11 protein-coding genes are annotated in these 12,485 nt (G+C 71.5%); 4 read left to right on the top strand and 7 right to left on the bottom strand.

Annotated features, from left to right (window positions below):
• Window positions 1-34 precede the first annotated feature (34 nt).
• Genes DA085_RS02825 through DA085_RS21110 form a run of 3 tightly spaced genes read right to left on the bottom strand, consistent with a single transcriptional unit; the run spans window position 35 to window position 1,351 of the window.
• Window positions 35-835 (bottom strand): SURF1 family cytochrome oxidase biogenesis protein, encoded by an 801-nt coding sequence (locus DA085_RS02825; RefSeq protein WP_109471412.1) that lies wholly within the window; start codon window positions 833-835, stop codon window positions 35-37.
• A 2-nt stretch (window positions 836-837) separates the two neighbouring features.
• Entirely contained in the window at window positions 838-1,038 is a 201-nt protein-coding gene (locus DA085_RS02820; RefSeq protein WP_337189757.1) for a hypothetical protein, read from the bottom strand.
• Entirely contained in the window at window positions 1,028-1,351 is a 324-nt protein-coding gene (locus DA085_RS21110; RefSeq protein ID WP_161958397.1) for a DUF3099 domain-containing protein, read from the bottom strand. The genes DA085_RS02820 and DA085_RS21110 overlap by 11 nt, the downstream gene beginning before the upstream one ends.
• Before the next feature lie 108 nt (window positions 1,352-1,459).
• On the opposite strand from DA085_RS21110, the gene fabG reads away from it, so the two are divergent.
• The 3 genes from fabG to DA085_RS02800 are packed head-to-tail and all read left to right on the top strand — an operon-like array spanning window position 1,460 to window position 5,225.
• Window positions 1,460-2,203 (top strand): 3-oxoacyl-ACP reductase FabG, encoded by a 744-nt coding sequence (gene fabG, locus DA085_RS02810; RefSeq protein ID WP_109471410.1) that lies wholly within the window; start codon window positions 1,460-1,462, stop codon window positions 2,201-2,203.
• 41 nt (window positions 2,204-2,244) lie between these two features.
• The gene (fabI, locus tag DA085_RS02805; RefSeq protein ID WP_109471409.1) at window positions 2,245-3,000 is read left to right on the top strand and encodes an enoyl-ACP reductase FabI; all 756 of its coding nucleotides are present in this window, start codon (window positions 2,245-2,247) and stop codon (window positions 2,998-3,000) included.
• A 5-nt stretch (window positions 3,001-3,005) separates the two neighbouring features.
• Complete coding sequence (locus DA085_RS02800) at window positions 3,006-5,225, top strand: tetratricopeptide repeat protein (protein ID WP_109471408.1); 2,220 nt, start codon at window positions 3,006-3,008, stop codon at window positions 5,223-5,225.
• Between the two features lie 5 nt (window positions 5,226-5,230).
• Here the strand turns inward: DA085_RS02800 and cphA are convergent, their stop codons facing one another.
• From cphA to glgC, 3 genes are all read right to left on the bottom strand, one after another.
• Complete coding sequence (gene cphA / locus DA085_RS02795) at window positions 5,231-8,101, bottom strand: cyanophycin synthetase (protein ID WP_109471407.1); 2,871 nt, start codon at window positions 8,099-8,101, stop codon at window positions 5,231-5,233.
• A gap of 20 nt (window positions 8,102-8,121) precedes the next feature.
• On the bottom strand, window positions 8,122-9,051 hold the full coding sequence (locus DA085_RS02790; RefSeq protein ID WP_237565267.1) for a cyanophycinase: 930 nt from the start codon (window positions 9,049-9,051) through the stop codon (window positions 8,122-8,124).
• A gap of 62 nt (window positions 9,052-9,113) precedes the next feature.
• Window positions 9,114-10,367 (bottom strand): glucose-1-phosphate adenylyltransferase, encoded by a 1,254-nt coding sequence (glgC, locus tag DA085_RS02785; protein WP_109471405.1) that lies wholly within the window; start codon window positions 10,365-10,367, stop codon window positions 9,114-9,116.
• 55 nt (window positions 10,368-10,422) lie between these two features.
• Between glgC and glgA the strand changes: the two genes are divergently transcribed.
• A complete protein-coding gene (glgA, locus tag DA085_RS02780; RefSeq protein ID WP_109471404.1) occupies window positions 10,423-11,637 on the top strand; it encodes a glycogen synthase in 1,215 nt (404 codons plus the stop codon).
• Window positions 11,638-11,716: 79 nt separating this feature from the next.
• On the opposite strand, the gene DA085_RS02775 is transcribed toward glgA, so the two are convergent.
• The gene (locus DA085_RS02775; protein ID WP_109471403.1) at window positions 11,717-12,466 is read right to left on the bottom strand and encodes a hypothetical protein; all 750 of its coding nucleotides are present in this window, start codon (window positions 12,464-12,466) and stop codon (window positions 11,717-11,719) included.
• Window positions 12,467-12,485: the final 19 nt, after the last annotated feature.

Below are 12,485 nucleotides of genomic sequence, written 5' to 3'. Positions count from 1 at the left end.
CCGGGCGTCGACGCCCGGGCACTGCACGTGGGACCTACTCGTCCTCCTCGTCCCAGATACGCACCTTCCGCGGACGGGCCGGGCGCGGCGAGGTGCCGTCCTCCCGCCCGTCCCGCCACTCGCGGCGTGCCATGACCAGCACCAGGACGAGCCCGACCGGCGCGGTCAGCCACCACTGCAGGGAGTAGGCGAAGTGCGACCCGAGGCCCGTCCGCGGTGCCGCCAGCGGGACCGGACGCGCGATCTGCGCGCCCGGCCGATCGGCATACTGCTCACCCTCCAGCACCAGGTAGGCGCCCAGGACCGGGCGGTCCCACTGCTCCGCGGCGGCGTCCAGGTTGATCGAGGCCAGCTGGCCGTCGGGCAGGTCCCGGCCCAGGTCCTCCTCTCCGGGCCGCAACCACCCCGTCACCTCCACAGGGCCGTCCGGGGCGGGCGGGACCTCGGGCAGCGTCGCGGCGTTCTCGGCGTTGGGAGCCCAGCCCCGGTCGACCGTGAGGGTGCCCACCGGCGTGTCGAGCGGCACGAGGACCTCGTAGCCGAACGTCCCCTGGTGCGGCCGGTTCCGCACGAAGAGCTGCTGCTCCACGGCATACGACCCGCTCGCCCGCACCCTGGTCCACTCCTGGTCCGGCGGGAGCACGGACCCGCCCGCGAGCACCTCCTCCAGTGGCACGGGTGCCGCGTCGTAGTGTGCCTCGACGCGGTCCCGGGCCTCGACCTTCTCACCGTGCCGGGAGTACTGCCAGTTGCCGAGCAGCACCGCGACGACGCCGAAGAGGACGGCCAGGGCCAGGGCGGTGAGCCAGCGGCGGGTCAGCAGGGTCCGCAGCAACGTCAGCCGTCCTGCTCGCCGAGCTGGTCGACGGGAAGGACCTCGATCAGGAATCCGCGCACCGACAGGAAGCTGCTCAGGTGCTCTCGGTGCTCGGCGCAGGCCAGCCAGACCTTGCGGCGCGTGGGGGTGTGCACCTTGGGGTTGTTCCACACCACGCCGTAGGCCGCGGCGCTGCGGCACCCCTTGGCGCTACAGGTCATCATCGGCACCGTCCGGGTGGCGCTGGGGTGCGGGCGGCAGCGCCCTGGTCGGTGAGGTGATGGTCCCCGCGGGGGCGGTGCGGTTGTCGACCGCGTTGGCGATCATCACGGCGATCTGCGGGAGGAAGGTGGCGGCTGCGGCCAGCACCAGGCCGACCACCAGCCAGCCGCTGAGCAGCGCCCAGACCGCCAGCGGGAAGGAGACGGTGCGGATCGCCATCGCGATCAGGTAGCTGCGCAGACGCTGGTCCCGGTCCTCCTTGGGGGACCGTCGGACGCTCGTCACCCCCTGGGCGACCTTTCTCCTGCGCACCTGTCCACGATACGTCTCCGCGTCCCCCGGACGCGCCCGCGGGTCGTGGGGCGGCGCCGTCCGCCGGGGTGGGTCGTGCGCGCGGTTGTCAGCGGCTACCGTTGCCCTGTGACCCAGACCCAGCAGACCGACCCCACCGTTGCCGAGCCCCGCAGCGTCCTGGTGACCGGGGGCAACCGCGGCATCGGCCTGGCCATCGCCCGCGCGTTCGCCGCCGCCGGTGACGACGTGGTCATCACCCACCGCAGCGGCACGCCTCCCGAGGGCCTCCGCGGCGTGGTCTGTGATGTCACGGACTCCGACAGCGTGGACCGGGCGTTCACGGAGGCGGAGGAGCTGCTGGGCCGGCCCGTGGAGGTCCTGGTGGCCAACGCCGGCATCACCAAGGACACGCTCCTGATGCGGATGAGCGACGAGGACTTCTCCTCGGTCCTGGACACCAACCTCACCGGTGCCTTCCGCTGCGCCCGGCGCGCGTCCAAGGGGATGATGCGCCTGCGCCGCGGCCGCATCATCCTCATCTCCTCGGTGGTCGGCCTCTACGGCTCCCCGGGGCAGACCAACTACGCCGCGTCCAAGTCGGCCCTGGTGGGCCTGGCCCGGTCGATCACCCGTGAGCTGGGCGGTCGGGGCATCACCGCCAACGTCGTCGCGCCCGGCTACATCGAGACCGAGATGACCTCCGAGCTGCCCGAGGACCGGCAGAAGGCCTACCTGTCCGCCATCCCCGCGGGGCGGTTCGCCACGCCCGAGGAGGTCGCGGGTGTGGTGCGCTTCCTGGCCGGGCCGGACGCGGGCTACATCAGCGGAGCCGTGCTGCCCGTCGACGGTGGTCTCGGGATGGGCCACTGACGTGGTCAACCCGACCACGCCGGGACGCTAGTCTGCTCCCCATGCTGCTCGAAGGAAAGAAGCTCCTCGTCACCGGTGTCCTCATGGACTCCTCCATCGCGTTCCACGTCGCACGACTGGCCCAGGAGCAGGGTGCCGAGGTGGTCCTCACCTCCTTCGGCCGCACCTTCCGGATCACCCAGTCGATCGCCAAGCGGCTCCCCGTCACCCCCGAGGTGGTGGAGCTCGACGTGTCGAACCAGGAGCACCTGGACACCCTGGCGGAGCGGCTCCGCGAGCACACCGACCACCTCGACGGGGTGCTGCACTCGATCGGCTACGCACCCCCCGGTGCCTTCGACTTCCTGGCCGCCGACTGGGAGGACGTCGCTACGGCACTGCAGGTGTCGGCATACTCCCTGAAGTCCCTCGCCGTGGCCGCCCTGCCGCTCATGAGCGAGGGCGGCAGCGTCGTCGGCCTGACCCTGGACGCCCAGCAGGCCTGGCCGGTCTACGACTGGATGGGCGTGGCCAAGGCCGCGTTCGAGGCCACCAACCGCTATCTCGCCCGCGACCTGGGCCCCAAGGGGATCCGGTCCAACCTGGTCTCGGCCGGGCCCATCGCGACCACCGCAGCCCGGTCCATCCCGATGTTCGAGCAGTTCGAGCGATGGGGTGAGCGCTCGCCCCTCGGGTGGGACCTGCGGGACGCCGAGCCCGCCGCCAGGGCCTGCGTCGCCCTCATGTCGGACTGGTTCCCGGCGACGACCGGTGAGATCGTCCACGTGGACGGCGGGTTCCACGCGATGGGTTTCTGACCGCGATGACCGACGCGACCGCGGTCCAGGTGACCGAGGTGCGCCTGCTCGAGGGCCCGAACCTCTACTTCGCGCGCCCCGCGGTCAAGGTGAGCCTCTCCCTGCCCGGCTACCAGGCCCTGGATGCCGAGGCGGCGACCGCCATCGCCGAGGTGGTCGGCCTGCGCCGCGCCGTGCCGGGCGCACCCCAGACCGAGCAGCGGCAGCGGTTCCTGAGCCGCCTCGCGAGCACGGTGCTCCGTCGTGTCTCGGACGCGGTGCCGAGCCGGGTCGGTGTGCGCGGCCGGGTCGGCACGGACCTCACCTCCGTGGTCGTGGCCTTCCCGTGGCGGCACCGGGGCCGGGCGGTGGCGCTCGGCGAGGCCCTGGGGCCCGTCCTGGACGGGCTGCTCTCCGGCGGCGGGGCCGACCAGCTGCTGGCCGAGGCGGCGGCGACGGTCCGCGCGGCCGAGGACGCCACCCGGCCCGCGCAGATCCGTCCCCGCATCCCGGTCGCGTCCGTCACCGGCACCAACGGCAAGACCTCCACCACCCGCCTGCTGGCCCACATGGGGATGACCGCCGGCCTGCGCTGTGGGTGGAGCTCCACGGAGGGTGTGTTCATCCAGGGGGAGCTGAAGGTCGCTGGCGACTACTCCGGCCCGTCCGGCGGACGCCACGTGCTGGAGGACCGCTCGGTCGAGCTGGGGTTGCTGGAGACGGCCCGCGGTGGGCTGCTGCTCAAGGGGATGGGGGTCTCCCACAACGACGTGAGCATCGTGACCAACGTGACCGCCGACCACCTGGGACTGCACGGCATCGACACCGTCGACCAGCTGGCCGAGGTCAAGTCCATCATCACGCGGGTGACCCGCAAGGACGGCTGGGTCGTGCTCAACGGCGACGACCCGCGCGTGCGGGCGATGGCCTCGCAGGCCAGCGGCCGGATCTGGATGTTCAGCCTCGATGCGGACTCCCCGGCCCTGCGGGAGACGGTCGAGCGTGGTGGTCGGGGCATGACGGTGCTGGAGGGTGACATCGTCATCCTGCGCCGCGGCGCAGATCCCGATCGACTGATCCGCATCCTCGACGTGCCGATGACCCTGTCGGGGCTCTCGGAGCACAACATCGCCAACGCACTGGCCGCGACGGCCGGCGGGCTCGGCCTGGGGCTGCCGCGCGAGGCGGTCATCGAGGGGCTGCGCACCTTCGCGCCCGACCTGGAGCACAACCCGGGGCGGATGAACGTGTGGACCCTGCCCGTGCCCTCGGGCGGGACCGCCACGATGATCGTCGACCTGGCGCACAACGAGGCCGGGCTCGAGGCGCTGCTCAACGTCGCGGAGGGGCTGCGCCCGCCCGGCGACCGGGTGCACCTCGGGCTGGGTGGGGTCGGCGACCGCACCGACGAGATCCTCATCGGCCTGGGCGAGATCGCCGGCCGTCGGGCGGACCGCGTGCACATCGTCCACAAGGGGCACTACCTGCGGGGCCGGTCCATGGAGGACCTCGAGGCCCAGTTCGTGCAGGGCCTGGCCAACGTCGGTGCCGTGTCCTCGGGGTCCTCCGAGGACGAGGTCGCCGGGCTCGCTGCCCTGGCCGAGCACATGGCTGACGGTGACGTCGGCGCGCTCATGGTGCACCGGGACCGGGACGGGGTCGTCGCCTGGCTGACGGAGCACGGCGCGATCCAGGACACCGCGCGGCAGATCCGGCGCAAGGTGCGGGCCGCGCGGGGCGAGCACGACCTGGAGGCGGTGCTCACCGCGATCCAGGACCAGCCCCCGCAGGAGCGTGTCGAGGCGGCACGCAACCTCCTCGAGCAGGCGCCGGAGGACCCTCGCCTGGTCTTCGAGCTGGCGGCCGCGCTCGAGGCGGCCGGGCAGACCACCCAGGCGGTCAGCCGCTACCGGGAGGCCCTGGCGGCGCGGCTGCGCGAGCCGCACCGGTTCCGGGCCCAGGTGGCCATGGCGTCCGCGCTGCGGCAGCTGGAGCGGCCCGGGGAGGCGCAGGAGGTCCTCGACGAGGTCGCGGTGCAGCGCAGCGACAGTGCCGCCGTGGTGGCGCTGCAGGCGCTGCTCGACCTGGACGCCGGCCGCCCGGGGGAGGGCGTGGCCCGGCTCATCGAGTACCTCATGGTCCACGCCACAGGCACCGACGACGCGGCACAGCGTGCCGGCCTGCTCGCCCTGGCCGAGGAGCTGCGGTCGGTCGACCCCGTCGGGCCGGCCGAGCAGCGGGCCTGAGCCGCTCAGGGGCGAGCGGTGTCCGGCTCGGTCGCCTCCAGGTCGGCGTAGTCTCCGCGCGCCTCCTCGGCGGAGGCCTCGGCGGCCTCCCCGAGCTCGATCGGGTCCAGGTCGGGATCCCCCGTGCGGCCCTCGTCGGCGCGTGACCCGGCATACGCCGAGCTGCTCATCTCCTCCAGCTCGGCCAGCACGCGGGCGTGCTTGTCGACGCACGCGATGACCAGGTCACCGGGGTTGGCCAGCACCATCGCGTGGCGCACCGCATCGACCTCGGGCAGCACGGTGTCGACCTTGCGCACCCGTGCCTCGCCGGCGGCGACGCACTCGTTGATGCCACGGACGACGTGCTGTGCACTCTCGCCGCGCGCGCGGCCGCGGGTGTTGTCGTCCTCCCGCACCACCAGCACGTCGAAGTGCCGGGCGGCCACCGCACCGAGCTCGGCCAGGTCGTCGTCGCGTCGGTCGCCGGTGCCTCCGATGACGCCGATCCGGCTGATCCGGGCGTTGTCGATCGCGGCCTCCTTCTGCTCACTCAGGTTGTCGACGAACTCCCCGAGCGCGCGCATACCGGCCGGGTTGTGGCAGTAGTCCACGACCACGCTGACCCCCTTGACATCCAGCATGTTGAGCCGTCCGGGGGAGAGGTAGTAGCTCGTGGTGAAGGTCCGCAGCCCCTGTCGGATGTCGTGCAGCGGCACGTCGCAGGCGAAGGCGGCACCCGCGGCCGCCATCGCGTTGGCGATGTTGAACCTCGCGGCGCCACCGAACGTGCTGGGGAGCAGGTGCGTCCAGGCCAGCTGCATCGAGCGGCGGCCGTGGCGGATGACGATCATCTCGCCGCGGTCGGTCGGCTCGAGCACCACGGCCCGGCCCCCGCGGCGGAGCCGGGTCTCGATGAACTCCCGCTCCGGGCTCCCTGGCGGCTGCATCGAGAAGTACACGACGCTGCCACTGCAGTGCCTGCGCATGTCGCGCACGTTGGGGTCGTCGGCGTTGAGCACGGCAAAACCGTTGCGCGGCACGGCTTCCACGATGACCCGCTTGACCGCGGCGAGCTGCTCGAGCGTGTCGATGCCGCGGAGTCCGAGGTGGTCGGCGGAGACGTTGGTGACGACCGCGACGTCGTTGCGGTCGTAGCCCAGGCCCTCGCGCAGGATCCCCCCGCGCGCCACCTCCATGACGGCGAAGTCCACGCGGGGGTTCTGCAGGACCATCCGAGCCGACTTCGGGCCGGAGGCGTCGGCCCGCTTGACCAGGCGCTCGTCGATGACGATCCCGTCGGTGGAGGTCATGCCGACCCGCTTGCCGAGGCCCTTCATGATGTGGGCGATCATCCGGGACGTCGTGGTCTTGCCGTTGGTGCCGGTCACCGCCACGATCGGGACCCGTGCGGGGGTGCCCGGCGGGAAGAGCAGGTCCACGACGGGCTTGGCGATGTACTGCGGCTCACCGACGGTCGGGTGCGTGTGCATCCGGAACCCGGGGGCGGCGTTGACCTCGCAGATCGCTCCGCCGGTCTCGCGGACCGGGGCGGAGATGTCGGGGCAGATGAAGTCGATGCCGGCGACGTCCAGCCCGATCAGCCGGGCCGCCTCCTCGGCGATCTCGACGTTCTCCGGGTGGGCGTCGAAGGTGCGGTCGACGGCGATGCCGCCGGTGGACATGTTGCCCGTGAGGGCGAGCTTCACCATGGTGCCCTCCGGGGGCACGTCCTCCATCTCGAAGCCCTGGTTGCGCACCAGGGCCACGGCGGCGTCGGTGACCGAGATGCGGGTGAGGACCTTCTCGTGCCCCACTCCTCGCCGCGGGTCGGCGTTGGTGAGGTCGACGAGCTCGGTCACGCTGTGCGTGCCGTCGCCGATGACGTGCGCGGGCACCCGCTCCGCGATGGCCTGCATCCGGCCGCCGACGATGAGGCAGCGGTAGTCGTTGCCGGTGATGAAGGACTCCACGACCATGACACCGCGCCGGGACTGCGCCGCTGCCACCGGGAAGTGCTCGCGGACCTCCGCCTCCGTGCGCAGGTTGATCCCGACCCCCCGCCCGTGGTTGCCGTCCAGGGGCTTGACGACGACGGGGTAGCCGATCCGGTTGGCGACCGCCACGGCCCCGTCCTCCGTGCGGACGGTGTCACTGAGTGGCACCGGGAGGCCGGCGGAGGACAGCAGCGTGTTGGTCAGCGACTTGTCACCGGCGATGTCGACCGCGAGCGCGGACGTCTTCGACGTCATCGTCGCCCGGATCCGCTGCTGGTGGACGCCCTGACCCAGCTGCACCAGGGAGGCGCTGTTCAGCCGGATGAACGGGATGTCCCGCGCCACCGCCTCCTCGAGGATGGCGTTGGTTGACGGACCGAAGGCCGCGCGCTGCGCGAGCCGCAGGAAGTCGTCCAGCTCCGTGGCGAAGTCGAACGTCGCATCCTGGGCGACCGCCGCGTTGATCATCCGCACGGCCAGTTCTCCGGCGGCGAGGCCGACGCGCTCGTCGATGTAGGAGTAGATGACGTTGTAGTGGCCAGGGGTCCCCTTCACGGCGCGCGTCTTGCCACGGCGCAGGTCGTGACCTGCCTCGGTCTGCAGCTGGAGGGCGAGGTGCTCGCTGATGTGACCCACCCAGGTGCCCTCCTGCAGACGCTCCACGAACCCGCCGGGCTTCCCTCGGGAGCACACGTGGTTCTGCAGGCCGGGCAGCCACTCCAGGAGCTGCTCGGTGAACCCGGGCAGCAGGTTGGAGGGGTACTGCTCGAGCACGCCGAGGTCCACGACGAGGTGGATCGCCTGCTCGTAGTTCCAGATGTTGGGGCCGCGGTAGACCCGCTGCTCGACGATCCGCAGCTCGGGCGCGGCAGGGGTGGTCGGGCTGGCGGTCTGGGTCATGGGAGAGCCTCCTGGTCCGGTCAGCGTCGCAGCGCGGCGGCTGCGTTGGCGGTGTCGTGCACGTCGCTGGGGGAGGTGACCACGGCCACCTCCGAGTGCATCTCGACGAAGTCGGTCAGCTGTGCGGCCTCCAGGTCGAAGGTGGCGCCGTAGGGCAGCGAGTGCACGACGGCACCGGACACCATGAGCGGCGCGTCCCGGCGTGCCTCGTGGGCGTCGCTGACCGCCGCCCTGGCGTCCACGACATACACCGCCCCGGAGCCCACTACGGTGAGGGAGCGCTCGTTGACGACCTCGGCCGCGGTGTCCTCGTCGATCCCCACCCCCAGCAGGCTGGGGGAGGCGGCGATCAGGGAGAGCAGGCGCGCGTAGCGGGTGCGCTGCCCGAAGTGCTGGTCGAGGATCACGCCGGGCAGCAGGCCGAGCCCGGCACTCAGCTGGGAGACCCGCTGGCGGGGGACCACGCCCTCCTCACCCATCGAGATCATGAACTGGCTGAGCACCGACGCCCCCGCCGACGTGCCCGAGACCACCGCACCCCGGTGGTAGGCCCTGGTGATCGCGTCGTGCACCGGGGTGCCGACGATCAGCTGGCTGAGCTTGAGCTGGTTGCCGCCGGTGAGGAAGACCCCGGTGGCACGGTCGATCGCTGCGGTGTGGGCGGAGTCCGTGGCGGCCTGCCGACTCTGCGGGTTGACCATAGTGACGTCTGTCGCGTGCTGGCGGGCGAACACCGACTGGTAGACCTCGAACGCCTCGTCCGCCATGGAGGACGCGGTCGGGATCACCACGATGCGGGCGTCACGGCCGCCCGCGAGCCGGACGAAGCGCTTGAGCACGACCACCCGTCGTCGCTTGTCCTCCGCACCGCCGATCACCAGGAGGGTCCGCTGGACCTCCTGGCTGGGTGGATCAACCGGGTCGGACACGGAGGCCATGTGCGTCGACATGGATGCACCCTAATGCGTGTGGCCTGCCGTGCCGTGCAGCGCGCTGTGGGTCGCCGGGGCTCTCACCCCTCGATCACGGTGCCCTTGCCGACCACGACCAGACCGCTGTCGGTGACGGTGAACCCGCGGGCGCGGTCCTCCTCGTGGTTGACGCCGATGCTGACACCCTCCGGGACGGTGACCTGCTTGTCGATGATGGCCCGGTGGATCTGGCAGCTCCGACCGATCTCCACGCCGTCCAGGAGGACGGACTGGGAGACGTTGCTGAAGCTGTGCACGTGGACCCGGGGTGAGACCACCGAGTCCACCACCGTGGCACCGGAGATGACGACCCCCGGGGAGACCATCGAGCCGAGTGCGTGGCCGACCCGGTCGTGCGACCCGTGCACGAACTTGGCCGGTGGGTGGTTGCCGTAGCTGGTGTAGATCGGCCAGCGGTCGTTGTAGAGGTTGAACACCGGGTGCACCGACACCAGGTCCATGTGGGAGTCGTAGTAGGAGTCGATGGTGCCCACATCGCGCCAGTAGGCGGTGTCCCGCTCGGTCGCCCCGGGGATGTCGTTGTCCTTGAAGTCGTAGACGTAGCCCTCACCGCGGTTGACGAACGCCGGCACGATGTCGCCCCCCATGTCGTGGTTGGAGGACTCGTTGTTCGCGTCGTCCCGCACCGCCTGCTCCAGCACGTCGGCGTCGAAGACGTAGTTGCCCATGGAGGCGAGCACCTCGTCGGGCGCGTCCGGCAGCGGCTTGGGGTTCTGCGGCTTCTCCAGGAAGTCGGCAATGCGTCGCGGATCCTCGTCGTCGACCTCGATCACCCCGAACTGGTCGGCGAGGCTGATCGGCTGGCGGATGGCTGCGACGGTGACCCCGGCCCCGGTCTCGATGTGCTGGTCGATCATCTGGGAGAAGTCCATGCGGTAGACGTGGTCGGCGCCCACCACGACGATGATGTCCGGCTTCTCGTCGTGGACCAGGTTCAGGCTCTGGTAGATCGCGTCGGCGCTGCCGGAGAACCAGTGCTTGCCCATGCGCTGCTGGGCGGGCACCGGAGCCACGTAGTTGCCCAGGAGCGTCGACATCCGCCAGGTGCGGGTGACGTGGGCGTCCAGACTGTGCGACTTGTACTGCGTGAGCACGACGATCTTCAGACACCCCGAGTTGACGAGGTTGGACAGGGCGAAGTCGATCAGCCGGTAGATGCCTCCGAACGGTACGGCCGGCTTGGCCCGGTCAGCAGTCAGCGGCATGAGTCGCTTGCCCTCACCTCCCGCGAGCACGATCGCGAGGACCTTGAGCCTTCCCATACGCGCAGCCATGTGGCCAACCTATTGCCCCGAGCACGGTTGGGCGACAGGGGCTAGCGTGAGCCCCGTGCGCATCGACATCCTCACCCGCGAGTACCCGCCCAACATCTACGGTGGCGCGGGTGTCCACGTCGCCGAGCTGGCGCGCGCCCTCCGCCGGCTACCCGACCTGACGGTCTCGGTCCGGGCCTTCGACGAACCGGTCGAGGAGGAGGGGACGACCGGCTATCCGACGCCCGAGAACCTCGCGTCCGCCAACGCCGCCCTGCGCACGCTGGGGGTGGATGTCGCCATGGCGTCCGACGTCGTCGCCGGCGGCGCGGACCTGGTGCACTCCCACACCTGGTACGCCAACATGGGGGGCCACCTGGCCAGCCTGCTGGGCGGCATACCGCACGTGATCTCCGCCCACAGCCTGGAGCCGCTGCGCCCCTGGAAGGCCGAGCAGCTCGGTGGTGGCTACCGCGTCAGCTCCTGGGTGGAGAAGACCGCCTACGAGGCAGCCGCAGGGGTCATCGCGGTGTCCGCGGGCATGCGCAGGGACATCCTCGCCAGCTATCCCAGCATCGACCCGGACCTCGTCCACGTCGTCCACAACGGCATCGACTCCCAGCTCTGGCAACGGAACACCTCCGAGACCGCGCGGAAGCAGGTCCGTGCCCTCGGCATGGATCCCGATCGACCCGCGGTGGTCTTCGTCGGTCGCATCACCCGACAGAAGGGTCTGCCCTACCTGCTGCGCGCCCTGGCCGAGCTACCGCCCGAGGTGCAGATCGTGCTGCTCGCCGGCGCGCCGGACACCGAGGAGATCAAGACCGAGGTCATCGGTCTCGTGGACGCCCTGCGCCAGGGTCGCGGGGGCTCCGGGGTGATCTGGATCGGCGACATGCTCCCGCGCGAGAAGGTCATCGCGGTGCTGTCCCACGCGACCGTGTTCCTGTGCCCCTCGGTCTACGAGCCGCTCGGCATCGTCAACCTCGAGGCGATGGCCTGTGGAGCTCCCGTGGTCGCGACGGCCACCGGTGGGATCCCCGAGGTCGTGGTCGATGGTGAGACCGGGTGGCTGGTGCCGATCGAGCAGGTCTCCGACGGCACCGGCACCCCGACCGACCCCGAGGCCTTCGTCGCGGACCTGGCGGCCGCGATCAACGACGCGGTCTCCGACCCCGAGCGGGCCGCCCGCAGGGGGGAGTCCGGTCGTGCCCGTGCGGTCGAGCACTTCAGCTGGACCACCATCGCCGAGCGCACGGTCGAGGTCTACCGGTCAGTGCTCGACGCCTGAGCAGCACCGCGTCCGACGGGGCGGTCCCGGCTCGTGGATGCCAGCCGGCGCGGTGCGCGCGCCCGACTGTTGGACGACGTCAGCGCCAGCCGGCGAGGTGCAGCGCACCCACGTTGGTGGCGGCGACGAGGGCGTGCGCGGCGACGTCGTGCAGCTGCTGCAGGATCCGTTCCCTCTGGAGCGTCGAGCTCGAGTCGACGCTGTGCAGGCGGTGGTCCAGGCCTGCGTCAGCCAGGCCGGTGATGGCACCGGCCAGCTCGATCACCCGGATCGCGCGCGGGGGTAGCCCCTCGGGAAGACCCCAGGACTCGTCGAGCGATCCGCGGACCGCGCCCTCGAGCCCGTGGCCGCTCAGCGGCTGCCCCGGTGCCCGGCCCAGCTCGCCGGTGAGGGCCGCCACCTCGCGCCGGAGCTGCAGCTCGACGTCGGGCAGCGCGAGCTGCTGCACCACGTGCTGTGGGACGGGGTCGGAGTCGTAGGCGGCCCAGCGGGCCTCCCACCCCTGGTCCCCCTCGGGCCCGAACTGGCGGATGTCCGGCACCAGCGCACCGCCCAGACCGGTGACGTAGACCAGCTCCTCCGCCTGCGTGGCCGCCGCCACGAGCTCAACGGGACCACGCGGCATACTCGTCAGGTCCCCGGGCCGGGGGAGGGCGACCAGGACGAGCCGCTCACCGAGGTCCCGCCAGAGCGTGAGCTGCGGCACCAGGCCGTCGGTGTGGTCCAGGTCGGGCATCGCGCGTCCGGGCACGTCGGCGAGGTCCAACCGACCGGCCAGGGCAGCGGTGGCCCAGAGCGCGACACGCACACTTGCCGGCAGGTCAGCCATGCGGTGATGGTACGCACTT

The organism is Ornithinimicrobium cavernae (genome assembly GCF_003121625.1).
Classification (GTDB): domain Bacteria; phylum Actinomycetota; class Actinomycetes; order Actinomycetales; family Dermatophilaceae; genus Ornithinicoccus; species Ornithinicoccus cavernae.
Note: the sequence above shows the minus strand (reverse complement) of the source record. Positions and strands in the feature narration are given on the sequence as shown.